Here is a 26,590-nt window from a genome sequence, read left to right on the forward strand (position 1 = left end):
GATTTATGAGGCAAAATTCAAGTGGGGTATATAGCTTTATGCCGCTTGGAATACGAGTTCTTCAAAAAATAGAAACGATTGTCCGTGAAGAAATGGAAAACGCTGGAGCTGTAGAGTTATTAATGCCTGCACTTCAACAAGCAGAATTCTGGCAGGAATCTGGCAGATGGTACTCATATGGACCGGAACTCATGAGATTGAAAGACCGAAACAATCGTGAGTTTGCGCTTGGTGCGACACATGAAGAAGTAATTACAAGTTTAGTACGTGATGAAGTAAAATCATATAAGCGTCTGCCATTAACTGTGTACCAAATTCAAACTAAGTTCCGTGATGAAAAGCGCCCTCGTTTTGGACTGCTGCGCGGACGTGAATTCATTATGAAGGATGCTTATTCGTTCCATGCTAATCAAGAAAGTCTTGATGAAGTGTACCAACGTCTATTCACAGCCTATACCAATATTTTTACTCGTTGTGGAGTAGATTTTAGAGCTGTAATTGCCGATTCTGGTGCTATGGGTGGAAAAGATACGCATGAATTCATGGTTTTATCTGAAGTCGGAGAAGATACAATTGCTTACTCGGATACTTCTGACTATGCAGCCAACGTTGAGATGGCACCAGTTATCTTAACTAAAGAAAGAAGTACTGAAACAGAAAATCCGTTAGAAAAAATTGAAACGCCTGGACAGAAAACGATTGAGGATGTAGCATCATTCCTTAACGTATCTCAGCAGCAGTGCATCAAAACTTTATTATTTAAAGTGGATGATAAATATGTTGCAGTTCTAGTTCGCGGCGATCATGAAGTAAATGATATCAAATTGAAAAACTTCTATGATGCTGGATCTGTGGAGCTTGCTTCACCAGCAGAAACACAAGAGATACTAGGCTGCCCAGTAGGTTCCCTAGGCCCCGTAGGATTAAAAGAAGTAGAAATACTAGCCGACCAAGAAGTTGAATTCCTTGTTAATGCTGTGACAGGTGCAAATGAAGAAGATTTCCATTATATTAATGTGAATCCAAATCGTGATTTTGAAGTATCACAGTATACGGATCTTCGTTTCATCCAAGAAGGAGACGTCTCTCCAGACGGAGAGGGTACCATTAAATTTGCTAAAGGTATCGAAGTTGGACATGTCTTTAAGCTCGGTACTAGGTATAGTGAAGCAATGAACGCTGTTTATCTGGATGAAAATGGCCGCTCACAACCAATGATCATGGGTTGTTATGGCATTGGAGTCTCTAGAACACTTGCCGCTGTTGCTGAACAATTTAATGATGATAAAGGCTTGCTATGGCCAGCCAATTTAGCTCCGTATCAAGTACATTTGATTCCTGTTAATATGAAGGATGATACACAGGCAGCTGTTGCTGAAGAATTGTATCAAGACCTTAAGGCACAAGGATTAGCTGTTTTGATGGATGATCGTAAAGAGCGTGCGGGAGTTAAATTTGCTGATTCTGATTTAATTGGTATACCTGTCCGAGTGACTGTTGGTAAGAAAGCAGCCGATGGGATCCTAGAAGTGAAAATTAGAAAAACTGGCGAAGTTCTCGAGGTAAATAAAGCAGAACTGGCTGAAACACTAAAAGGACTTCTATAAAAAAACAAAAGAAAATAAAAAAGCATCAGTCATCATGATGATGCTTTTTTATTGGTGTAGGGTTGTATTTGTTTTACCAGCAACATATCAAAAAAATATCTAGGAACTTCATTAGCGAATGTTGTCGATATGTTATAATTACCTCTCCATAACTAAATGATTATTAGCGAAACAAACAATAGAGTAACTAGAGAATATAAGGGGAGAGCGGAAATGGATCAAAATCCGAATACGGGAAGAGAAAGATTTCAACTCTTGCTGCAGCAAATGGACCTTACAGAGGATGCATTTGTTACCTATTTTTATCAAGCAGAAATTGTGAAGCTGTCTATAGACCGAGAAGCCAAATCTTGGCATTTTATTTTCAAATTGAATGATGTACTGCCATGCAGTGTGAACACCCGCTTTGCCAACCATCTTGCGGCTACCTTTGCGCATCTTGCTAGAGTGACTTTTTCGTTCCAAGTAGATAGTCCAAACATTACGGATGAATTGGTGAAGGAGTATTGGCGGCACTGTATTAGTGAACTTGATGGAATGTCACCAGCCTTGCTCTCATTATTAAATGATCAAGAACCAAAAATTGTTGGGAATCGAATTTTTGTGAAGGCAAGGAATGGAGCGGAAGCAGGGCAGCTGAAGAATAAATATTCAGGATTGATTTCAAATATCTATCAATCACTTGGTTTTCCTGCCTTCTCTCTTGATGCAGAAGTGTCTGAAATGAAAGAGGATAAGGATTATCAGCAGTTCCTTGTTGAAAAACAAAAAGAAGATGAAGCCAAGGGGCTTGCAGCCTTGACTGAGATGCAAAAGAAAGAATCTGAGAAAGGCAATGATGATCAATACCACGGTCCCGTTAAGATTGGTTATACCATCAAAGAAGATGCGGACTTCCGTAGAATTGAACAAATAATTGACGAAGAACGTAAAATTGCGATCGAAGGGTATGTCTTCCACTCTGAACTTAGAGAACTTCGGAGCGGTAGAACGCTGTTAACATTTAAGGTGACTGACTACACAAGTTCCATTTTAATTAAGGTGTTTTCTCGTGATAAAGAAGATGCGGCTATTTTAGCGAATGTTAAAAAGGGAATGTGGGTCAGAGCGCAGGGTAGTATTCAAAATGATACATTTGTTCGTGACTTAGTGATGATCGCCAATGATATTAATGAAATTACGAAAATAGGCCGGCTTGATCATGCACCCAAAGATGAAAAACGGGTTGAGCTTCATCTGCATACGCCAATGAGTCAAATGGATGCCGTCACCCCGGTCGGAACCCTTGTTGCCCAAGCAGCAAAATGGGGGCATAAAGCGATTGCCGTTACTGATCATGCAGGTGTGCAATCTTTCCCTGATGCGTATAGTGCAGGAAAGAAACATGATATAAAAATTCTTTATGGTGTGGAAGTTAACCTTGTCGATGATGGAGTGCCAATTGCTTATAATGATTCGCATCGTTTATTAGCAGACGAAACGTATGTGGTGTTTGACTTTGAAACAACAGGTCTCTCTGCGGTATACGATACAATTATTGAACTTGCAGCAGTGAAAATCCATAATGGGGACATCATTGATCGTTTTGAATCATTTGCGAACCCGCATCACCCTTTATCAACCACGACGATTGACTTAACAGGAATTACAGATGATTTGGTTGAAAATGCCCCGGAAGTATCAGAAGTTCTCGAAAACTTCCGCAACTGGGCAGGAGATGGTGTGCTTGTTGCACATAATGCTAGCTTTGATATGGGATTCTTAAATGTAGGCTATAAAAAATTAGGCTATCCGAAAGCAGAAAATCCAGTTATTGATACGCTGGAACTAGGCCGTTTCTTGTATCCTGAATTTAAAAATCATCGGTTAAATACATTAACGAAGAAATTTGACATTGAACTGACTCAACATCACCGGGCAATTTTTGATGCTGAAGCAACAGGCTATTTATTGCTTAAAATGCTGAAAGATGCCACTGAAAAAGGAATTATTTATCATGATCAGTTTAATGAAAATATGGGACAAGGTAATGCGTATCAACGTTCTCGTCCGTATCATTGTACGCTGATTGCACAAACCCAAGCAGGGTTAAAGAACTTATTTAAACTTGTGAGTCTAGCCCATATTGATTTCTATTACCGAGTGCCTCGTATTCCGCGTTCAAAACTCGCTAAACTTCGTGAAGGCATTTTAGTCGGTTCAGGTTGTGATAAGGGCGAAGTGTTTGAAGGAATGATGCAAAAGGGCTTTGAGGAAGTTTTAAAGATTGCCGAGTTTTACGATTATATTGAAGTACATCCGAAAGAGGTGTACCAACATATGATTGAACGAGAATATGTTCGGGACCAAAAATCATTAGAGAGTATCCTCGAGAATCTAGTTAAACTTGGTGAAAAGTTAAACAAGCCGGTTGTTGCCACAGGGAATGTTCATTATCTCGATCCTAATGATAAAATTTACCGAAAAATCTTGATTAATTCCCAAGGCGGCGCTAATCCGCTCAATCGTCATTCATTGCCAGACGTTCATTTCCGTACGACGGATGAGATGCTCAAATCGTTCTCATTTTTAGGTGAAGAGAAGGCTAAAGAAATTGTAGTAACGAATACAAATAAAATTGCCGATATGATTGATGATATTAAACCAATCAAAGATGAACTTTATACACCGAAAATTGAAGGCGCCGAAGAAGAAATGAAAGAAATGAGCTACACAATGGCAAGGAGCATTTATGGCGAAGACTTGCCTGAAATTGTTGAAGCACGTCTTGAAAAAGAACTAAAAAGTATCATCGGCCATGGTTTTGCGGTTATTTATCTTATTTCGCATAAATTGGTTAAGAAATCATTGGATGATGGATATTTGGTTGGTTCTCGGGGATCGGTCGGTTCTTCTCTTGTAGCAACCATGACAGAGATAACAGAGGTAAATCCGCTTCCACCGCATTTTGTCTGCCCAACATGTAAAAAATCGGAGTTCTTTGATGACGGGTCAGTTGGTTCAGGTTTTGATTTGCCTGATAAGAATTGTCCGAACTGTGGGACCCGCTATAAAAAGGATGGCCATGACATTCCGTTTGAAACCTTCCTTGGGTTTAAAGGGGATAAAGTACCCGATATTGATTTAAACTTTTCCGGTGAGTACCAGCCAAACGCCCATAATTATACGAAGGAACTGTTTGGTGAAGACTACGTCTTTAGAGCAGGAACGATAGGAACGGTTGCTGAAAAGACCGCATATGGTTATGTTAAGGGATATGCGGCAGATAATAATATGATAATTCGCGGCGCTGAAACGGACCGCCTTGTATCTGGTTGTACTGGGGTAAAAAGAACAACTGGACAGCATCCAGGCGGTATTATCGTAGTACCTGACTATATGGATATTTACGATTTTACGCCGATTCAATTTCCGGCAGATGATCGGAACTCGGAATGGAAAACGACTCATTTTGATTTCCACTCCATCCATGATAATATCTTAAAACTCGATATACTTGGCCATGATGATCCAACGGTTATCAGAATGCTTCAGGATCTGAGCGGAATTGACCCCAAAACGGTTCCGACTGATGATCCAGAGGTAATGAAAATCTTTAGCAGTACAGAATCTTTAGGTGTAACGCAAGATCAGATTATGTGTAAAACAGGAACTCTTGGGATTCCTGAATTCGGAACAAAATTTGTCCGTCAGATGCTTGAAGATACGAAGCCGACAACTTTTTCTGAACTTGTTCAGATATCTGGTCTGTCACATGGTACAGATGTTTGGCTTGGTAATGCACAAGAACTTATTCATAATTCGATTTGTACCTTGAGCGAAGTAATCGGTTGTCGTGATGATATCATGGTATACCTGATTTATCAGGGACTCGACCCATCGCTTGCCTTTAAGATCATGGAATCCGTTCGTAAAGGTAAAGGCCTGTCAGATGAATTTGAAGCGGAGATGCGGAAGAACGAAGTGCCGGAATGGTACATCGATTCCTGTAAAAAAATTAAGTATATGTTCCCGAAAGCCCATGCCGCTGCATATGTTTTGATGGCCGTACGGATTGCTTATTTCAAAGTTCATTTACCATTAGTCTATTATGCGGCGTATTTCACTGTCCGTGCAGAAGACTTTGAAGTTGATGCGATGGCTAGGGGGTCACATGCCTTGCGGACGAAGATAGAAGAGATTACAGTTAAGGGTCTCGATGCTTCTACAAAAGAAAAAAATACCCTGACAGTTCTTGAACTCGCATTAGAAATGTGTGAACGTGGTTTTTCATTCCAGAAAATTGATTTATATAAATCAAGTGCTGATGAATTCATAATTGACGGAAATACGTTGATTCCACCTTTCAATGCCATTCCTGGTCTCGGTACGAATGCTGCAATTAATATTGTTAAAGCTCGTGAAAATGGTGAGTTCTTATCAAAAGAAGATCTACAACAGCGTGGGAAAGTTTCAAAAACTATTATTGAGTTTCTGGATAAGCATGGCTGCCTAGGTGACTTACCTGAACAAAATCAGCTGTCACTTTTCTAAAAGATGTTTATTGTACCAACAGACTAACAGTCAAAGCCGCTTCATTTGCATAAATAAGGCGATTATGATATATTTTAATTGGAAATACTTAAGAAGATTCAATGGCAAGAGTGGGGAAACCCGCTCTTTCTTGTTGTACTCTACTAAAAATTCGAATCCATTACACAGAACGTACGACGAAACATGTATGGAGGAACACATGAGCAAAGTAATTGATACAGTAGAAGAGCTTGTCACACCAATACTCGAAGAGCTGAAACTAGAACTAGTTGAAGTCGAGTATGTAAAAGAAGGAAAGTCTTGGTTTCTCCGTGTTTATATCGATAAAGAAACAGGCGTCGATATTGAGGACTGCGGCATAGTTAGTGAGAAATTAAGCGAAAAGCTGGATGAAACCGATCCAATCGAGCAGAATTATTATCTTGAGGTTTCATCACCTGGAGCAGAACGTCCGCTTAAGAAGGACAAAGACTTCCAAAAAGCGATTGGGAAACATGTTTACATAAAAACATATGAACCAATTCTTAATGAAAAAGAGTTTGAAGGAAAGCTTCTAGAGTTTGACGGCACACAAGTTACACTAGAAGTTAAAATCAAAACAAGAGTTAAATTAATCGTCATTCCGTATGAAAAAGTTGCAAAAGCACGCTTGGCCGTTACGTTTTCCTAAAAGTGATAATTAGGAAAGCATCAAAAATTTTTATGTGAATGCATAAGGGGGATCAACCATGAGCAAGGAGTTACTGGATGCTCTCTATATTTTAGAAAAAGAAAAAGGCATATCAAGGGATATCTTAATTGATGCCATTGAAGCTGCACTTATATCGGCATACCGCCGTAATTTTAACCAGGCACAAAATGTTCGTATCGACATGAACTTTGATAAGGGATCGATGAGAGTCTTTGCCCGTAAAGATGTTGTTGACCAAGTATTTGATGCAAGGTTAGAGATCTCTGTTGAAGAGGCACAATTAATTAACCCGAACTACATGCTTGATGATGTTGTAGAAATGGAAGTAACGCCGAAGGACTTTGGCCGCATTGCTGCACAAACGGCTAAACAGGTTGTTACTCAACGCGTGCGCGAGGCTGAACGCGGCATTATCTATTCCGAATTTATTGATCGTGAAGAAGACATCATGACAGGGATTGTACAACGTCAAGATTCGCGTTTTATCTATGTCAGCTTAGGCAAAATAGAAGCGCTTCTTCCAATTAACGAACAAATGCCAAATGAGTCTTACAAACCTCATGACCGTATTAAAGTATTTATCACGAAGGTTGAAAAGACTTCAAAAGGGCCTCAAATCTTTGTTTCACGTACACATCCTGGTTTGTTGAAACGCTTATTCGAAATTGAAGTACCAGAAATTTTTGATGGTACAGTTGAAATAAAATCAGTAGCCCGTGAAGCAGGAGATCGTTCGAAGATATCTGTTCACTCGGATAACGAAGAAGTCGATCCAGTAGGTTCATGCGTTGGTCAAAAAGGACAGCGTGTCCAAGCGATTGTTAATGAGCTTAAAGGCGAAAAGATAGACATTGTGAAATGGTCTGAAGATCCAGTTGTATTCGTAGCCAATGCGTTAAGCCCTTCTAAGGTGCTTGAAGTACTGATTAAAGAAGACGACAAAGGAACGACCGTTATCGTACCTGACTATCAGCTTTCCCTTGCTATCGGTAAGCGCGGACAAAATGCTCGTCTTGCTGCTAAACTAACAGGCTGGAAAATTGATATTAAGAGTGAGACAGAAGCCCGCGAAGCTGGAATCTATCCACTTGAAGATCATGAACCGCTGCTTAGTCAAGACAGCTATGATAACGATGAAGACTTTGATGTCGAAGAATAAGTAAGAGGTGATCGACAATGAATAGCCGAAAGAAAATTCCGATGCGCAAATGCATTGCTAGCGGTGAAATGAAGCCGAAAAAAGAGCTAATTCGTATCGTACGATCTAAAGAAGGGGAAGTCAGCATTGATCCCACAGGCAAAAAGTCTGGGCGTGGAGCCTACTTGACGCTTGACCGGGAAATCATTTTGTCAGCACAGAAGAAAAATGTGCTGGCTAATCAACTCAGCGCACACATCGATCCTTCCCTTTATGAACAATTACTTGCAATAGTGGATAAGGAGCAACAGTGACCATCATGATCCAACAAAAGTGGATGTCTCTATTAGGTTTGGCCAATCGAGCGCGTAAATTGATTTCTGGAGAAGAATTAGTGCTAAAAGATATCAGAAACGGCAATGCCAAATTGGTGATTTTAGCTGCCGATGCTTCTAAGAATACAGAAAAAAAACTAACTGATAAATGCATCTTCTACAAAGTTCCTCTTAAAAGAGTCGATAATCGGGAATTACTGGGAAAAGCAATAGGCAAGGAAGCACGTGTCGCCGTTGCGGTTCTGGATGAAGGTTTTGCTAAAAAACTCCAAACGTTGCTCGATTGAATTTTTCCGGGGGTGAACGTATGACTAAAATGCGCGTGTACGAATATGCAAAAGAGAAAAATGTTTCAAGTAAAGACGTAATAAATAAACTCAAAGAAATGAACATAGAGGTATCCAATCATATGACAGCATTAGACGATTCTACGGTTAATAAATTAAACGATACATTAAATAAAAACCAATCAAATACAGCAGACAGCACAAACAGCCAGCCTGCTTCAAAAGTCGTTGAAAAATACGAAGAAGAAGCGAATGAAAAAGGTACTGGTACAGCAAGCAAAGAAAAACTTAAGAAAAAACCACCTGTTAAACCGGCTGCAGCTGGGTCAAAACCTTTTAATAAAGGCGGACGCGGCAACAATCGTAACCGGAATAATGTGAAGCACAAGCCTTCTCATTCACCACAGGCTGCACCTGTGCAAAAAAGAAAAGAAAGAGAGCTTCCAACGAAAATTTCATTTACAGAGTCTCTGACTGTAACGGAATTAGCTAAGAAGCTGCACCGTGAGCCTTCTGAAATCATCAAAAAACTCTTCATGCTTGGTGTAATGGCAACCATTAACCAATCACTTGAAAAAGATGCAATTGAATTGATTGCTAGTGAGTATGGCGTAGAGGTTGAAGAAGAAGTACTGGTCGATCTTACGGATCTGGAGTCATTGGTAACAGAAGACAATGCCGACAATCTAGTTGAACGTCCATCAGTTGTTACCATCATGGGACACGTTGACCATGGTAAAACAACATTACTAGACTCTATTCGGAATACAAAGGTAACAGAAGGCGAAGCCGGCGGAATTACACAGCATATCGGAGCATACCAAGTTGAGATCAAAGGAAAGAAAATTACATTCCTAGATACTCCAGGACATGCTGCTTTCACAACGATGCGTGCCCGTGGAGCTCAAATTACTGATATAACAATCCTTGTTGTTGCAGCTGACGATGGTGTAATGCCGCAGACAATTGAAGCAATCAACCATGCAAAAGCGGCTGACGTTCCAATTATTGTAGCTGTTAATAAAATGGATAAACCATCAGCTAATCCTGATCGTGTGATGCAAGAATTAACTGAACATGGCCTTGTTTCTGAAGCATGGGGCGGAGATGTTATTTTTGTACCAATTTCTGCGAAAAATGGCGAAGGAATCGAAAGTCTTCTTGAAATGATTCTGCTTGTTGGTGAAGTAAATGAATACAAAGCTAACCCAGAACGTAATGCTATTGGTACAGTAATTGAAGCGCGTCTAGATAAAGGCCGCGGAACAGTTGCGACACTTCTTGTTCAAAATGGTACCCTTAAAATCGGAGATCCGATCGTAGTAGGTAACAGCTTTGGACGTGTAAGAGCAATGGTGAATGATTTAGGACGCCGCGTAAAAGAGGCAGGCCCATCAACACCTGTTGAGTTAACTGGTCTAAATGAAGTTCCGCAAGCAGGAGACCGTTTTATCGTCTTTAATGACGAAAGAACAGCTCGTCAAGTTGGGGAAACAAGGGCACAACGCCAATTGGCTTCACAACGTAATGAAAAATCAGTTGTTACATTAGATAACTTGTTTGAACAAATGAAACAAGGCGACATCAAAGAATTGAATATCGTATTAAAAGCGGATGTTCAAGGTTCTGCTGAAGCCGTTGCTGCCTCACTGAGAAAAATTGAAGTTGAAGGTGCAAAAGTTAAAATTATTCATACAGGTGTCGGTGCTATTACTGAATCCGATATTATTCTAGCGGCAGCTTCTAATGCAATCGTTATTGGTTTCAATGTCCGTCCAGATGTAAATGCGAAACGTGCAGCCGAATCAGAAAATGTTGATGTTCGTCTACACCGTATCATTTACAAAGCGATTGAAGAAATTGAAGCAGCGATGAAAGGGATGCTTGATCCTGAATTCGAAGAAAAAGTTATCGGTCAAGCAGAAGTACGGACTACGTTCAAAGTATCAAAAGTGGGTACAATTGCTGGATCGTACGTTACTGAAGGTAAATTGACTCGTGATTCTGGTGTCCGCTTAATTCGTGACGGTATCGTTATTTTCGAAGGCGAACTTGATACTTTAAAACGTTTCAAAGACGAAGTAAAAGAAGTTGCTCAGAACTATGAGTGTGGAATTACGATTAAAAACTTCAATGACCTTAAAGAAGGCGATATTATTGAAGCTTACGTAATGCAGGAGATCGAACGTAAATGATTGTCGGCTCTGCCGAATTTGAATGTATCATCTATGATGCGCATTCCTTAAAAGAAAAACGGGCCGTGCTGCAGCGTATTATTTCAAGACTTAAGCAGAAATTCAATATTTCTGTGGCTGAGGTAGGGTATCAGGATCTTTGGCAGCGAAGTGCACTTGCCATCGTGACTGTATCCTCCTCCCGAATGGCAACTGAGAGAGAATTACAAAATGCCCTTCTATTTCTGGATTCATTTCCTGAAATAGAGCGCACACTAACAAATATAGAATGGCTATAAGTCAGCGAGGTGAATAGCATGAGCCTTCGTGCAAATCGTGTTGGTGAACAGATGAAGAAAGAAATGAGTGACATCATAGGCCGGAAAATCAAAGATCCCCGCATCGGCTTCGTTACAGTAACAGATGTAGAGGTTACTGGTGACCTGCAGCATGCTATCGTTTATATTTCTGTTTTAGGAGACGAAGAGCAGAAAGAAAAAACACTAAAAGGTCTTTCCCAAGCTAAAGGATTCATTCGTTCTGAAATTGGACAACGAATCCGCTTACGGAAAACTCCGGAGATTTCTTTCGAGTTTGATGAATCCATTATGTATGGACACCGGATTGATACGTTAATCCATCAGATCAATTCAGATGATAAACCTGCAAAAGACGAAGAAGAATAATGTGTAAAGCAGGAAAAAGGATAGACATCAATTTGTCTATCTTTTTTTCTGCCCACTTCATGAAAAGGAGACCTTCACAAATGGATGGAATTTTACCACTTTTAAAACCTAAAGGTATGACATCACATGATTGTGTATTCAAATTAAGAAAGATCCTAAAGACAAAAAAAGTTGGTCATACAGGCACCCTTGATCCCGATGTAACCGGAGTATTGCCAATCTGTATCGGCCGCGCCACAAAGGTTGCGGAGTACATTACGGAAGCTGGAAAGTCGTATGAAGGAGAAGTGACTTTAGGGTTTTCAACTACAACAGAAGATGCCAGTGGTGAAGTAGTAGAAGAACGAGCAATTGTTGAGGAGTTCTCCCGCAAGCAAATTCTCGATGTGTTAAAAGATTTCACTGGCATCATCAGCCAAACCCCTCCTATGTTCTCAGCGGTTAAGATCAATGGTAAAAAGCTTTATGAATATGCTCGAGCTGGCATAGAAGTAGAACGGCCGTCAAGGGAAGTAACGGTTCATGAATTAACACTGCTCGATGATCGCGAAGTATTTACTGGCGAACGAATTTCTTTCCGATTCAGAGTAAGCTGCTCTAAAGGTACGTATATTCGCACCCTAGCTGTTAATATGGGTGAAAAGCTTGGATATCCTGCCCATATGTCAGATTTAATTAGAACTGAAAGTGCAGGGTTTACACTGGCAGATTGCCAAACGTTAGAAGCAGTTTCTGAATTAATGGAACAGGGAAAAGAAGCTGACTTTTTACAGCCAATCGAACGTGGTTTGTATCATTTGCCGAAATATCAGATTAATGATACAGTAGCAAAGAAAGTTCTAAATGGTGCGGTATTACCGCAGCCGGACGATTTAACCGTACCACGGGGTGTTCCGTTTGTTATGGTAGATTCAAATGAGAAGGCATTAGCCATATACCAGCTGCATCCTGAAAAGGACCAGTTGATTAAACCTGTAAAAATATTAGAAATTAGATAATAGCAGTCTGAAATGTAAGAAAGAGGAGATTTGTCGTGGAAGTTATTGTCATTGAGCATCCCCAATCGTTTAACCAAGCCGATTTCCCGAAACTTTCAATCGCACTTGGTTTTTTCGATGGAATACATATTGGACATCAAGCGGTCATTCAAACAGCAAGATCGAAAGCGGAGGAGTTCGGCCTGAAATCTGCTGTTATGACCTTTGATCCCCATCCTTCTGTTGTGTTAGGCAAGAAGGATGAAAATATCCGTTACATTACACCTCTAGATGATAAGATAGCTATAATCAGGGATACTGGTGTAGATTATTTATTCATTATTAGGTTTACTAAGGAATTTGCACGCCTCTTACCAGAGCAATTTGTTGATCAATATTTGATCGCGATTAACGCTAAGCATGTTGTTGCGGGTTTTGATTATACTTATGGCCACTATGGTAAAGGCACAATGGAAACGCTCGAAAGCCACTCAAAAGGCCAGTTTTTCATTACCGTCGTGACTAAACAAACACTAGAGAATGAAAAAATAAGCTCGACTCGAATTCGGTCCGTCTTAAAGATGGGAGATTTCACTGGTTTTTATCATTTAACTGGGCGTTATTATCTTTCTCAAGGCGTTGTCATTCATGGAGAAAAGCGGGGAAGGGAACTTGGTTTTCCAACCGCTAACCTTAGAATAGATGATGCATATATTTTCCCAGCCACTGGAGTGTATGCGGTTCGTGCGAAGATAAACGAAACATGGTACAACGGAGTTTGTAATGTCGGCTATAAACCTACATTCAATGAAGAAAAACCGGAGTTTCCGTCTGTCGAGGTCCATATTCTCGACTTTGCTGGAGATCTATATGGACAGAAGCTGCAGGTAGCTTGGCATAAACGAATTAGGAGCGAGCAGAAGTTCTCTGGATTGGATGCATTGGTAAAACAAATTGAAGCCGATAAAGAACATGCCGTAAACTATTTTATGCAGTTAAATCAATAGACTTGCAAATGTGCCGAAAAAGATGTATTCTTTATAAGTATGAAATAACCGTTTCTCGGCTAGTTGCAACTCCGGCGCTGGCTCAGTAATTGGTGATTTTACAAGAAATTTTAGGAGGAATTTAACAATGGCAATTACACAAGAACGCAAAAACGAAATTATCGCTGAGTACCGTACTCACGACACTGACACAGGATCTCCAGAAGTACAGATTGCTGTACTTACTGCAGATATCAACAGCTTGAACGAACATTTACGTGTTCACAAAAAAGATCATCATTCACGTCGTGGACTTCTTAAAATGGTAGGTAAGCGTCGTAATCTTTTATCTTACCTACGTAACAATGACGTAGCACGTTACCGTGAATTAATTACACGCTTAGGCCTTCGTCGATAAGCAATCAGTAAAAGCGGGAATTTTCCCGCTTTTTTGATGTTATTAGAAGTAAATACCGTACAGTAAAAACGGTTTTATACATAAGGAGTCATGTTTTAAGCAGTGAACGCTTAATAGATATTTTATAGAAACGTTCATTTTGCTGTTAATGCACGTTTTTTTCGTGCATAATAGGAATAGTTTGGTTTAATTAGTTTTCAACAACTTAACACATACATGTTAGTAAAGGTTTAGGTAATAGATACCGAACCTCTATAGTGAAGATTTAGAGAGGGGTTTTTTAAAGAATGGGACAGGAAAAACATACGTACTCATACGAATGGGCAGGCCGTACCTTGACTGTTGAAATTGGCCAATTGGCTAAGCAAGCGAACGGAGCAGTCCTAGTTCGGTACGGAGAAACAGCCGTACTCAGTGTAGCTACAGCTTCAAAGGAACCAAAAAACGTCGACTTCTTCCCGTTGACTGTTAATTATGAAGAAAAATTATATGCAGTAGGTAAAATTCCTGGAGGATTTATTAAACGTGAAGGCCGTCCTAGTGAAAAGGCAATCTTGGCGAGCCGTTTAATTGACCGTCCAATTCGTCCGCTGTTTGCTGACGGGTTCAGAAACGATGTTCAAATCATCAGCATGGTAATGAGTGTAGAACAAGATTGTTCTTCTGAAATGGCTGCGATGTTTGGTTCGTCTCTTGCATTATGTGTTTCTGACATTCCTTTTGAAGGTCCGATTGCTGGTGTAATTGTCGGCCGTATCAACAATGAATTTGTTGTCAATCCATCTGTTGAACAAATGGAAAACAGTGATATTAACTTGACTGTTGCCGGAACAAAAGATGCAATCAACATGGTAGAAGCGGGAGCAAAAGAAGTACCGGAAGAAACTATGCTTGAAGCAATCATGTTTGGACATAACGAAATTATTAAATTGATTGAATTCCAAGAGCAAATTGCCGCAGAAATCGGCAAACCAAAAATGGAAGTTAAACTTTATCAGCTTGATCAAGAATTAGAAGCTGAACTTAAAGGCATGTGTGGAGCTGATTTGAACAAAGCTGTACAAGTTCAAGAAAAGCATGCACGTGAAGAAGCAATCAAAGCGGTTAAAGACAGTGTAATGGAAAACTATACTGAAGAAACCGATGAAGATAAACTTAAACAAATTAAAGAAATCTTAAATAAACTGGTTAAATCTGAAGTACGCCGTTTAATTACGGAAGAAAAAGTACGTCCAGATGGCCGTAATCCAGATGAAATCAGACCATTATCTTCAGAAGTGGGAATTCTTCCACGTACTCATGGTTCTGGATTATTCACTCGTGGACAAACTCAAGCTCTTTCAATTTGTACGCTTGGTGCAATGGGCGATGTGCAAATTCTTGACGGATTGGGTACAGAAGAGTCAAAACGCTTTATGCACCATTATAACTTCCCTCATTTCAGTGTTGGTGAAACAGGACCATTACGTGGACCCGGCCGTCGTGAAATCGGACATGGAGCATTAGGTGAGCGTGCATTAGAACCAGTTATTCCGAATGATAAAGATTTCCCTTATACTGTACGTGTAGTTTCAGAAGTTCTTGAATCTAATGGTTCGACTTCACAAGCGAGTATTTGTGCAAGTACACTGGCCATGATGGATGCTGGAGTTCCACTTAAAGCACCAGTTGCTGGTATTGCTATGGGCTTGGTTAAAACAGGAGAAGCGTATACAATTCTTACTGATATCCAAGGCATGGAAGATCATCTTGGCGATATGGACTTTAAAGTGGCCGGAACAGCTCAAGGTGTAACTGCACTGCAAATGGATATAAAGATTGATGGACTATCAAGAGAAATTCTTGAGGAAGCATTACAGCAAGCAAAACGCGGCCGTATGCACATTCTAGAATCAATGCTTGCTACAATCAATGGACCACGTGTTCAGCTTTCTAAATACGCTCCAAAAATATTAACGATGTCAATCAATCCTGACAAGATTCGCGATGTTATTGGACCAAGCGGTAAACAAATCAACAAAATCATCGAAGAGACTGGTGTGAAGATTGACATTGAACAAGATGGAACAGTCTTCATTGCGTCTACTGAACAAGATATGAACGAAAAGGCTAAGAAAATTATTGAAGATATCGTTCGTGAAGTAATGGTTGGCGAAGTTTATCTTGGTAAAGTAAAACGGATTGAAAAATTCGGTGCCTTCGTTGAAATCTTTACTGGTAAAGACGGTCTAGTCCATATTTCTGAGCTTGCTGAAGAAAGAGTCGGCAAAGTAGAAGATATCTTGGCAATTGGTGATGAAATTGAAGTGAAAGTTACTGAAATTGATAAGCAAGGGCGGGTTAATCTTTCTCGCAAAGCCGTTTTAAAAGCTCAAAAAGAAGCAGCCAATTCTCAAGAATAATGAGAGTTAAGAAAAAGGCAGGCGGTTCCTTGTGAATTCGCACTGCCTTTTTTTGCTATTCTAAAGACCCATTCAATGTTCTATGCCACTGCTCTATTTCATACTCTTTTTAATAAGGACAAGGGAATAGAGCTTTTTTCTTTTCTTTGGGAACAAGAGTGTATATCTTTTATGACTAAAGAGGTTGAGCAAAGCCATCCTAAGGGTACTTGCGACTGCAAGGTATGTATGAAGGAGGCAGTGGAAATGGGCAATAAGTGGAAACGTTTAGTTGCGATTTGTATGATAGCAGGTATATCATGGTTATTGGTGCAAAATCCTTATACTGATCAATATGTAGCTGGTTTAACAAAATCATCTGTTGCCGTTACAGGTACGGTTAAAGAGAAGGATTCGCTTTATTTAGAAATTGAACAAAGTGCCTCTAAGTATGAGGTAGCTCCACAAGACGCGCGAATTGATCGGGTATGGAAGATGGTTCCGGGGTTAAATGGCCTGCAGGTAAACGTTAAGGACTCCTACAAGCTGATGAAAAAGAACGGGGTATTCGATAAAAAGAAACTCATTTTCAATCAAATCCCTCCTGCCGTCCATATGAACGACCTAGAACCAGTACCTATTTACCGAGCCCATCCAGAGAAACCAACCGTATCTTTGCTGATTAATGTGGCATGGGGGAATGAATATCTCCAGGATATGTTGGCAGTCCTCAAAAAACATCAAGTGAAAGCGACCTTTTTTTAGAAGGAAGATGGACTAAAAACAATCCTGAATTGGCTAAGATGATTGCAGAAGGCGGGCATGAACTCGGCAACCATTCCTATTCACATCCGGATATGGAACGGATTTCAAGTCAAGCTTCCAAGGATGAAATTCAAAAGACTACTGAAGTGATAAAAGCAGTTACGGGCAAGGATGTCACCTGGTTTGCTCCGCCGAGTGGAAGTTTTCGAGAAGAAACAGTCAAAATTGCAGACTCACTCGGTTTAAATACGGTATTATGGAGTGTGGACACCATTGATTGGCAAAAACCGAGTCCGGAATTATTGCAAAAGCGGGTCCTTTCCAAAATTCACCCTGGTGCCTTTGTGTTGATGCATCCGACAGAATCGACGGCAAACTCACTTGACCAGTTAATCACGGAGTTTAAGAAACAAAACTTTCATGTTGTGACTGTAACAGAAGCAGTAAATGAAAAGAGAATCGTTCATACGCATGAGTAAGTGAGAGCGAAATGAGCAACAAGAATTAGGGAGGAATGTTTGTTGATTAAGAAATATACATGCCAAAACGGAGCAAGAGTTGTACTAGAAAATATCCCAACAGTCCGCTCTGTTGCAATTGGTGTATGGATTAAAACAGGTTCAAGAGATGAAACACCTGAATTAAATGGTATTTCTCACTTCTTGGAACATATGTTCTTTAAAGGGACCACGACTAGAAATGCTAGAGAAATTGCTGAGGCATTCGACAGCATCGGAGGGCAGGTTAATGCCTTCACTTCAAAGGAATATACCTGCTACTATGCAAAAGTTCTTGATACACATGCGAGCTTTGCCTTAGAAATTCTAGCTGACATGTTCTTTAATTCTACTTTTGATGAAGAAGAAATGAAAAAAGAAAAAAATGTTGTTTACGAAGAAATCAAGATGTATGAAGATACACCTGACGACATTGTCCATGATTTGTTAAGCAAAGCTGTTTATGAGGATAACGCACTTGGTTATCCAATACTCGGAACAGAAAGTACGCTTGAAACATTTACAAGCAGCACAATGAAGCAATACGTCCATGATTTTTATACTCCAGATCGTGTAGTGATTTCAATTGCTGGAAATGTAGATGAAAAACTTATTAAGGAAGCGGAAGATTTCTTTGGTTCGTATACCGGCGGAACAACGAATCATGTTCTGGATAAACCCGTTTTCCATCAAAACAAATTAACGCGTAAAAAAGAAACAGAGCAGGCCCATTTATGTCTCGGTTTTGAAGGGCTGCCAATGGGTGATCCCGATATGTACAGCCTGATCACGTTAAATAATATTCTTGGCGGCAGCATGAGCAGCCGGCTCTTCCAGGAAGTGCGTGAACAAAGAGGACTAGCCTATTCAGTCTATTCGTATCATTCTGCATACCAAGACAGCGGAATGGTTACGGTCTATGGAGGAACAGGTGCTAATCAACTTGACAGCTTGTTCGAAACGATCCAATCGACGATTGCCTTGTTAAAGAAAGAAGGCATTAGTGAAAAAGAACTAAGAAATAGCAAAGAACAGCTAAAAGGCAGTTTGATGTTAGGATTAGAATCAACAAACAGCAGAATGAGTCGTAATGGTAAAAATGAGCTGCTCCTTAAAAATCATCGTTCACTGGACGATATTATATACTTAATTGACGAAGTTTCAATTGAAAGTGTTAACGTGCTTGCTAATCGTATCTTTACTGATCATTATTCAGTATCCCTAGTCAGTCCGATGGACGGCTGGAAGTAAAAAACTCAAAACCTGTACTTGAGACAGGTTTTGAGTTTTTTTTGCGGAATAGAGGGAAAAAGTGTGCGGAGCAGACAATTTCTGTGTACTTGGAACTGATTTAGGTTCCAAAGTACTTCAGAGGCTTCTCTGTGGGGAAGGCTGTATTAGCGCAACAGGATGTAAACAAATTCATTAATCGAATAGTCTCTCTGGTTGAAGCCGCTGTTAAGCGGCTTTTTATTTTGCTTTTCTTAGTGAATCTGCGGAAGATAAAATCATTACCTACAGTCCAAACACTCATTTTTTTTAACCACATACACTGTGAATGTACGAATTACGGAAAGAAGCCATTTTCAATAAAGTAGGTGACCGTTTGATGCTAACAGGCATGCAAATTGCAGTAATAGGTGGAGATGCACGTCAGCTTGAGGTTATCCGTAAATTAACTGAAATGGACGCGAAGCTTAGTTTAATAGGCTTTGAACAACTCGATCATGCCTTTACTGGTGCAGTCAAAGAGAAAGTTGAAGATGTTGATTTTTCTGAAGTTGATACCATTATTCTGCCTGTTCCAGGAACGAATCTTGAGGGAAAGGTGGAAACCATCTTTTCGAATGAAGAAGTGTACCTTACAGATGATGTCCTTTCTAAAACTCCGTCGCATTGTACGATTTATTCCGGAATCAGCAATACTTATTTAGATACGCTGGTTAATAAAACGAATCGTCGTTTAGTTTTGCTATTTGAGCGAGATGATGTCGCTATCTATAATTCCATCCCTACTACTGAAGGGACTATTATGATGGCCATTCAGCATACTGACTTTACTATTCATGGTTCTACGATTGCCGTGCTCGGACTTGGACGTGTTGGAATGACGACCGCTAGAACCTTTCAAGCTATGGGGGCAAAAGTAAAGGTAGGGGCACGCAAGAGTGAAGATATCGCTCGTATCATAGAAATGGGGTTAACACCATTTCATTTTAATGAGTTGGTTCATGTGATGAGGGATGTTGATATTTGTGTGAATACTGTCCCACATCCAATTCTTACAGCCAGTGTACTTGCAGCCATGCCAGTTCATACACTCATTATTGATTTAGCCTCAAAGCCTGGAGGCACTGATTTTCGCTATGCTGAAAAAAGGGGGATTAAAGCATTACTTGCACCGAGCCTTCCAGGAATTGTTGCGCCTAAAACGGCAGGGAGAATCTTAGCTAATGCCTTATCACAGCTGATTGAAGAAGATTTGAAAAATGAAAGGGGAAAGCAAAAATGAATCTTAAGGGTGTCAGAATTGGTTTTGGGTTAACAGGTTCCCATTGTACCTATGATGATGTGTATCCTGAAATAGAAAAGCTGGTTAATGAGGGTGCAGATGTTATTCCCATTGTATCTGGGACAGTAAAGAATACGGAAACTCGGTTTGGCAAGGGGGAAGATTGGGTTGCTCGTATTGAAAAATTGACGGGTTATCCTGTAGTCGATACAATTGTAAAAGCAGAACCGCTGGGACCTAAAATGCCGTTAGCCTGCATGGTTATTGCTCCTATGACGGGGAATTCGATGAGCAAGATGGCTAACGCATTGACTGACAGCCCTGTATTAATGGCTGCGAAGGCCACCATGAGGAATCATCGGCCGGTAGTTCTCGGAATCTCCACCAACGATGCATTAGGTCTTAATGGTGTTAATTTAATGAGATTAATGGCAGCAAAAGATTTATATTTTGTTCCCTATGGGCAGGATGATCCGATTAATAAACCGAACAGTATGGTTGCAAGAATGAGTTTAATTCGGGAAACAATCGTGGCTGCGCTAAGCGGAGAACAATTGCAGCCTGTGATTATTGAGCGCCATAAAGACGAATAAGTGAATGAGTTCCAGATCAACTGCTATATATCCCGAATAATTAGTAAAAGTCTATTTCTTTGAGACGTTAATATGTTAAAATGGGTGATATTCTAACATAAAAATGATAACTAACACTTTTGGCTTTTTACAGTCAAGGTTTAATGAAAAGGGGAAATAGACAATGGTAGAGATACAGGGACTAAACATAGCAGTTATTGGAGCGACCGGTGCGGTTGGAAAGCAGATGATTAAAACACTTGAATCTAGAAATCTGCCTATAAAAAAACTTCTTCTCTTATCCTCGGCTCGTTCAGCAGGGAAAAAAATTACCTTTAAGAATAAAGAATACGTTGTTCAGGAAGCAAAACCTGAAAGCTTTGAAGGAATAGATATCGCTTTATTCAGTGCAGGAGGAAGTGTATCAAAAGAATTGGCTCCTGCAGCCGTGGAACGCGGCGCAATCGTAATTGATAATACAAGCGCTTTTCGTATGGCGGCAGATGTTCCACTCGTCGTCCCAGAAGTAAATGAACAGGATCTTCTTAAACATAATGGAATTATCGCTAATCCGAACTGCTCGACTATTCAAATGGTAGCAGCCTTAGAACCACTGCGCAAAGCATACGGAATCAGTAAAGTAGTTGTTTCAACGTATCAGGCTGTATCGGGAGCAGGAGCTGCTGCTATTGCAGAATTAAAGGAGCAGGCTCGCGACCTTCTTGAAGGCAAAGAAATTGAACCTAAGATTCTTCCAGTAGGCAGCGGGGAGAATCATTACCAAATAGCTTTTAATGTTATCCCGCAGATTGATAAGTTTGAGGACAATGGGTTTACATTTGAGGAAATGAAAATGATTAATGAAACTAAAAAAATCATGCATATGCCGGAGTTAAGTGTGGGAGCTACATGTGTACGTTTGCCTGTAGAAACAGGCCATTCTGAGTCTGTTTACGTTGAAATTGACAAGGATGGGGTTTCAGCAGGAGATATTAAAGAATTACTGAGTGAAGCGCCGGGAGTTGTTCTTCAAGATGATCCGGATAACCAAGTTTATCCTATGCCTGCCACATCTGTTGGCAGAAATGAAGTGTTTGTCGGAAGAATAAGAAAAGACCTTGATGAATCAAAAGGCTTCCATTTATGGATTGTCTCTGATAACCTTCTTAAAGGAGCGGCGTGGAATTCTGTACAAATTGCAGAAAGCCTGCTTAAATTAAAATTAGTGACTATTAAATAAATGTACTATGAAAACGCAGCGCCAGGGTTAATCTTGGCTTGTATTTGAGGTGTGCTAAATGAAAATCATCGTCCAGAAATTCGGGGGAACCTCGGTCCGTGACGAGGGAAGCCGTTCACATGCTAAGCGACATATAAAAAAAGCAATAAGTGAAGGCTATAAGGTAGTGGCTGTAGTCTCGGCAATGGGCAGAGCAGGGGAACCGTACGCAACTGACACACTACTTTCTCTTGCGGGAGGATCTGAAAGTAAATTAACCAAACGTGAACAGGATTTAATGCTCTCGGTCGGAGAGACGATTTCTTCCATAGTATTTACGAATATGCTTCTTCAGCATGATATAAAGGCTACAGCTTTTACAGGCGCTCAAGCTGGTTTCCATACGAACGGCGATCATACAAATGCCAAAATAATGGAAATGAAATGTGACAGGCTGGTAAAAGAATTAGAGACCAATGATGTCGTTGTAGTAGCTGGGTTCCAGGGAGCTGCGAAAACGGGTGACATTACAACAATTGGCCGCGGCGGCAGCGATACTTCTGCAGCAGCACTAGGAGCAGCACTTTCAGCCGAATGGGTTGATATCTTTACTGATGTAGAAGGAATCATGACAGCTGATCCTCGGATAGCAGAACATGCAAGACCGCTTTCCGTCGTAACGTATAATGAAGTTTGTAACATGGCATACCAGGGAGCAAAAGTGATACATCCTAGAGCGGTGGAAATCGCAATGCAGGCAAAGGTTCCGATTCGTATTCGATCAACTTATACGGATGGTATCGGAACACTGGTAACAAACGTGACGAAGGGAACGAAGGGCAGCGATATCCGCGAAAGGTTAGTAACGGGAATTGCTCATGTTTCTAAAATCACACAAATCAAGGTGAAAGCAAAAAAAGATCAATACAATTTACAATCAGAGGTCTTTAAAGCCATGGCAAAAGCTTCAATCAGTGTTGATTTTATCAATATATCACCAAATGCGGTCGTATATACGGTGACGGAAGAAATGACTGAACGAGCTATCGATACATTGCAGAACATGGGCTATGAGCCTTTTGTTGAACGAAACTGCGCGAAGGTGTCTGTTGTCGGCGGCGGGATAAATGGTGTGCCGGGGGTAGCTTCTAAAATCGTCACAGCCCTTTCAGAAAAAGGAATTGGAATTCTGCAGTCGGCAGACAGCCATACAACTATTTGGGTGCTGGTAAAAGCTGAAGACCTGGTGGAGGCTGTAAACTCACTTCATGATGCTTTCCATTTACATGAAGATGCATCGGCATCTCCGCTGACAGAAAGATAGTATTTTTATAAAGAGGTGTGTTTAATGATTGACTTTGGAAGAGTTTCTACAGCGATGGTTACGCCATTTGATAAAAAGGGTAACCTTGACTTCGGCAAGACGGCCACGCTGATTAATTACTTAATTGAAAACGGCTCAGATTCATTGGTTATTGCTGGAACAACGGGGGAATCTCCAACGCTTTCAGCAGAAGAAAAAATTGCTCTTCTCCGCCATGTTGTAAACGTCGTGGACAAACGGGTTCCTGTTATTATGGGGACAGGGAGCAACAACACATATGCTTCAATTGAGTTAACGAAAAAGGCAGAAGCAAACGGTGCTGATGCAGTGATGCTGGTAGCTCCTTATTATAGCAAAACGAATCAAGAGGGACTTTATCAGCATTTTAAGGCGATTGCGGATAGTACTGCCCTGCCGGTTATGCTTTATAATATTCCCGGCCGTTCAGCTGTCAATATTGAACCTGAAACGATCTGCAGGCTCTCTAAAATTTCTAATATTATCGCAGTTAAAGAAGCGAGCGGTAATTTAAATGCAATGACTGAAATAATTGCGAATACGGACGATGAATTCCGATTATACAGCGGGGACGATGCACTTACACTTCCTGTGTTAGCCATTGGCGGCGCTGGGGTTGTATCCGTAGCTTCTCATGTTGTAGGAAATGATATGCAGCAGATGATTCAATCATTCGTAACCGGCGACCTAAGGGAGGCTGCTAGAGAACACCAGAGGCTCTTGCCGCTGATTACTGCTTTATTTGCAGCACCTAACCCTACGCCTGTTAAAACGGCTCTACAGCTCTCTGGTATCGATGTCGGAGGTGTACGGCTTCCACTCGTTCCACTAACTGAACAAGAAAGAACAAATTTAAGCGACCTGTTGTCTAAATAAGTTTTTTTACTTAAACAAGTCGATCCTAAGTGGATTGACTTGTTTTTTTATAAATAGATGAAGGCGATTACTATTATTCTCTTGTGATTTTTCAGTATTTTATGAACTTACATAAATCCGTAAAAAAGTAATAAGTTGTCATGTTTTTTCTTCATCGGTTATAATGGGTAAAGAATAACGTGCACGGCGATATATTGAAGGAGGAAACCGGATTGGCTAGAGATAAAAAGAACCACGGCATCAAAATTATTTCCCTTGGCGGACAAGGCGAATTGGGTAAAAATATGTATGTAGTTGAGGTAAATGAAGATCTATTCATGCTTGATGCAGGATTGATGTTTCCTGAAGAAGAAATGCTGGGAATTGACGCTGTCATACCAGATATAAGTTATATTTTAGAGAATAAACATAGACTAAGAGGGATCTTTATCAGTCATGGACATGAAGATCATATGGGAGCCCTTGCTTATGTCTTGAAATATATTGATGTACCTGTTTACGGAGCAAAGCTTACACTTGCACTTATACAAGCACATCTTAAAGAAGCAGATTATTATGAAGATGCGGAATTTGTAGAAATTACATCCGACACTGTTCTTGAGTTTCCTGAAGCGAATATCACCTTTTTTAAGACCAACCACAGCATTCCGGATTCAGTGGGGATTGTCATTCATACATCAGAAGGCGCTATTGTCTATACGGGTGATTTTAAATTCGATCAAGCAGCTGCCGGTATTTACAAGCCCGAAATTGGTAAAATGGCAAGAATCGGGGAAGAAGGCGTTCTTTGTCTGATGTCTGACAGTACAGGAGCGGAAAAACCAGGCTATACCCCATCGGAAGCGCTGGTTGCTACAGAAATGGCCCAAGCCTTTTATAATGCGCCAGGACGAATCATTGTAGCCTGCTTTGCTTCGAATGTTAATCGTATTCAACTTGTGTTTAATGCTGCTGTTCAAACGGGCAGAAAAGTTGCGGTTGTGGGCAAGAGCCTCCAACGGGTATATGAAACAGCTTTAAACCTTGGCTATTTAGACGTGGAAGAAGACAGCATTATACCTGTATCGGAAATCCATCAGTATGAAGAAAAAGAAATTGTCATCCTTTCAACAGGTCATCAGGGAGAGCCGATTACGGCACTTCAAAAAATGGCTAAGCAATCACATAAGCAAGTTGCAATTAAGCAAGGAGATACGGTGTTAATTGCCGCTTCACCGCTTCCAGGGGGCGAATTAATTCTGTCTAAAACCGTTGATATGCTCTTTAGAGTCGGCGCCAATGTGGTTTCATCTAAGCAGCGTGTACATGTGTCCGGACATGGCAGCCAAGAAGAATTGAAAATGATGATTAATTTGATGAAGCCTAAGTACTTAATTCCAGTACACGGGGAATATCGTCATTTATTTTCTCATGAAAAAGTGGGAATCGCTGCAGGAATACCGAAAGAGAACATTATCGTAGCCGATAAGGGCGATGTCATTGAAGTGAAAAATGATCGAATCCGACTAGCTTCTAAGGTAACAGCAGGAAATGTTCTGATCGATGGCAGCGGGGTTGGGGATGTCGGGAATATCGTTCTTCGTGATCGCCGCCTGCTTTCGCAAGATGGAATCTTGCTTGTGGTTGTAACCTTGAATCGGTCAGATAAATCAATTGCCGCAGGACCTGAAATCATTTCACGCGGCTTTGTTTATGTAAGAGAGTCTGAAAAACTACTTGAAGAAGCAACGGAAGTTGTTACGGCCGTGGTTAAGAAAAATGGATCGCGCCAGCCCTTTGACTGGTCGACTCTCAAGCAGGATATGCGCGATACACTTAACTCATTTTTATATGAAAAAACAAAACGACGCCCGATGATTTTACCAATCATTATGGAAATTTCATAAACGTATCAATGAAGCCCTTGACTGGTGATGGTCAGGGGCTTTATTTTGATTCTGCCCATAAAAGGGATGAACTTTTGCAACAGGGACAATAATAAATTCATACGCAAATAGAAAGGGGCACGTAAAAGTGGAGCAAACACCAAACCCGGATGAAGGGCGTCAGGAAGTAAAAAATTCAACGTTAATAGAAAAAATTCAACAGCTGGGTCAAACCAATGTCCCGCAATTGTCAAAAGACTCAAAAGTTCATTGCTTAACGATTATCGGGCAAATTGAAGGTCATATGCAGCTGCCGCCGCAAAATAAAACAACTAAATATGAACATGTTATCCCTCAGATTGTCGCAATTGAACAAAATCCTAATATTGAAGGATTATTGGTTATTTTGAATACGGTGGGGGGAGATGTTGAAGCAGGCTTGGCTATTGCAGAAATGCTCGCATCACTTTCTAAACCGACGGTCTCGATTGTTCTAGGAGGAGGTCATTCAATAGGGGTGCCCATTGCGGTCTCTTGTGATTATTCGTTTATAGCTGAAACGGCCACAATGACTATTCATCCGATTCGGTTGACAGGAATGGTTATTGGTGTCCCGCAAACATTTGAGTATTTAGACAAAATGCAAGAACGAGTAATTAAATTTGTGACAAGGCATTCAGATATAGAGGAAGATACGTTTAAGGAATTAATGTTTGCCAAAGGTAATTT

At 40.5% G+C, this 26,590-nt stretch carries 21 protein-coding genes and 1 pseudogene; all 22 read left to right on the forward strand.

Going from position 1 to position 26,590, the window contains the following annotated elements; genetic code table 11:
• Positions 1 to 1,607: proline--tRNA ligase (locus tag WYK_RS12565; protein WP_040374835.1), on the forward strand; the 1,607-nt coding region annotated here is incomplete at its 5' end.
• Positions 1,608 to 1,820: 213 nt separating this feature from the next.
• Positions 1,821 to 6,140 carry a PolC-type DNA polymerase III gene (locus WYK_RS12570; protein WP_040374836.1) on the forward strand — a complete coding sequence of 1,440 codons (4,320 nt, stop codon included), beginning with the start codon at positions 1,821 to 1,823 and terminating at the stop codon, positions 6,138 to 6,140.
• Between the two features lie 199 nt (positions 6,141 to 6,339).
• Positions 6,340 to 6,810, forward strand: a complete 471-nt coding sequence (gene rimP, locus WYK_RS12575; protein ID WP_040374837.1) for a ribosome maturation factor RimP — start codon at positions 6,340 to 6,342, stop codon at positions 6,808 to 6,810.
• A 58-nt stretch (positions 6,811 to 6,868) separates the two neighbouring features.
• On the forward strand, positions 6,869 to 7,990 hold the full coding sequence (nusA, locus tag WYK_RS12580; protein ID WP_040374838.1) for a transcription termination factor NusA: 1,122 nt from the start codon (positions 6,869 to 6,871) through the stop codon (positions 7,988 to 7,990).
• Between the two features lie 17 nt (positions 7,991 to 8,007).
• Complete coding sequence (gene rnpM, locus WYK_RS12585) at positions 8,008 to 8,283, forward strand: RNase P modulator RnpM (protein ID WP_040374839.1); 276 nt, start codon at positions 8,008 to 8,010, stop codon at positions 8,281 to 8,283.
• Positions 8,284 to 8,288: 5 nt separating this feature from the next.
• The gene (locus WYK_RS12590) at positions 8,289 to 8,591 is read left to right on the forward strand and encodes a YlxQ family RNA-binding protein (protein WP_040374856.1); all 303 of its coding nucleotides are present in this window, start codon (positions 8,289 to 8,291) and stop codon (positions 8,589 to 8,591) included.
• Positions 8,592 to 8,611: 20 nt separating this feature from the next.
• Positions 8,612 to 10,786: a translation initiation factor IF-2 gene (infB, locus tag WYK_RS12595; protein ID WP_040374840.1), complete on the forward strand. Its 2,175-nt coding sequence runs from the start codon at positions 8,612 to 8,614 to the stop codon at positions 10,784 to 10,786.
• The gene (locus tag WYK_RS12600) at positions 10,783 to 11,064 is read left to right on the forward strand and encodes a DUF503 domain-containing protein (protein ID WP_040374841.1); all 282 of its coding nucleotides are present in this window, start codon (positions 10,783 to 10,785) and stop codon (positions 11,062 to 11,064) included. Before infB ends, WYK_RS12600 begins: the two co-directional genes overlap by 4 nt.
• An 18-nt stretch (positions 11,065 to 11,082) precedes the next feature.
• Positions 11,083 to 11,451: a 30S ribosome-binding factor RbfA gene (rbfA, locus tag WYK_RS12605; RefSeq protein WP_040374842.1), complete on the forward strand. Its 369-nt coding sequence runs from the start codon at positions 11,083 to 11,085 to the stop codon at positions 11,449 to 11,451.
• Between the two features lie 80 nt (positions 11,452 to 11,531).
• Entirely contained in the window at positions 11,532 to 12,449 is a 918-nt protein-coding gene (gene truB / locus WYK_RS12610) for a tRNA pseudouridine(55) synthase TruB (protein ID WP_040374843.1), read from the forward strand.
• A 35-nt stretch (positions 12,450 to 12,484) separates the two neighbouring features.
• The gene (gene ribF, locus WYK_RS12615) at positions 12,485 to 13,435 is read left to right on the forward strand and encodes a bifunctional riboflavin kinase/FAD synthetase (RefSeq protein ID WP_040374844.1); all 951 of its coding nucleotides are present in this window, start codon (positions 12,485 to 12,487) and stop codon (positions 13,433 to 13,435) included.
• Positions 13,436 to 13,562: 127 nt separating this feature from the next.
• A complete protein-coding gene (rpsO, locus tag WYK_RS12620; RefSeq protein ID WP_040374845.1) occupies positions 13,563 to 13,832 on the forward strand; it encodes a 30S ribosomal protein S15 in 270 nt (89 codons plus the stop codon).
• A gap of 287 nt (positions 13,833 to 14,119) precedes the next feature.
• Positions 14,120 to 16,234, forward strand: coding sequence for a polyribonucleotide nucleotidyltransferase (pnp, locus tag WYK_RS12625; protein WP_040374846.1), 2,115 nt, complete (start codon positions 14,120 to 14,122; stop codon positions 16,232 to 16,234).
• 246 nt (positions 16,235 to 16,480) lie between these two features.
• Positions 16,481 to 17,457 (forward strand): annotated as a pseudogene (locus WYK_RS12630) (polysaccharide deacetylase family protein).
• Between the two features lie 42 nt (positions 17,458 to 17,499).
• Complete coding sequence (locus tag WYK_RS12635) at positions 17,500 to 18,726, forward strand: M16 family metallopeptidase (RefSeq protein ID WP_040374847.1); 1,227 nt, start codon at positions 17,500 to 17,502, stop codon at positions 18,724 to 18,726.
• Positions 18,727 to 19,084: 358 nt separating this feature from the next.
• On the forward strand, positions 19,085 to 19,987 hold the full coding sequence (gene dpaA / locus WYK_RS12645; protein ID WP_040374849.1) for a dipicolinic acid synthetase subunit A: 903 nt from the start codon (positions 19,085 to 19,087) through the stop codon (positions 19,985 to 19,987).
• On the forward strand, positions 19,984 to 20,580 hold the full coding sequence (locus tag WYK_RS12650; protein ID WP_040374850.1) for a dipicolinate synthase subunit B: 597 nt from the start codon (positions 19,984 to 19,986) through the stop codon (positions 20,578 to 20,580). The genes dpaA and WYK_RS12650 overlap by 4 nt, the downstream gene beginning before the upstream one ends.
• Positions 20,581 to 20,743: 163 nt before the next feature.
• Entirely contained in the window at positions 20,744 to 21,799 is a 1,056-nt protein-coding gene (gene asd / locus WYK_RS12655; protein WP_040374851.1) for an aspartate-semialdehyde dehydrogenase, read from the forward strand.
• A gap of 58 nt (positions 21,800 to 21,857) precedes the next feature.
• Entirely contained in the window at positions 21,858 to 23,102 is a 1,245-nt protein-coding gene (gene dapG / locus WYK_RS12660; RefSeq protein ID WP_040374852.1) for an aspartate kinase, read from the forward strand.
• A 24-nt stretch (positions 23,103 to 23,126) separates the two neighbouring features.
• The gene (gene dapA, locus WYK_RS12665) at positions 23,127 to 23,996 is read left to right on the forward strand and encodes a 4-hydroxy-tetrahydrodipicolinate synthase (RefSeq protein WP_040374853.1); all 870 of its coding nucleotides are present in this window, start codon (positions 23,127 to 23,129) and stop codon (positions 23,994 to 23,996) included.
• A gap of 212 nt (positions 23,997 to 24,208) precedes the next feature.
• On the forward strand, positions 24,209 to 25,882 hold the full coding sequence (locus tag WYK_RS12670; protein ID WP_040374854.1) for a ribonuclease J: 1,674 nt from the start codon (positions 24,209 to 24,211) through the stop codon (positions 25,880 to 25,882).
• 127 nt (positions 25,883 to 26,009) lie between these two features.
• The coding region (locus WYK_RS12675) for a ClpP family protease (RefSeq protein WP_040374855.1) at positions 26,010 to 26,590 on the forward strand (581 nt) is incomplete at its 3' end.

It is taken from the genome of Peribacillus psychrosaccharolyticus ATCC 23296, from assembly GCF_000305495.1.
Lineage (GTDB): Bacteria > Bacillota > Bacilli > Bacillales > DSM-1321 > Peribacillus > Peribacillus psychrosaccharolyticus.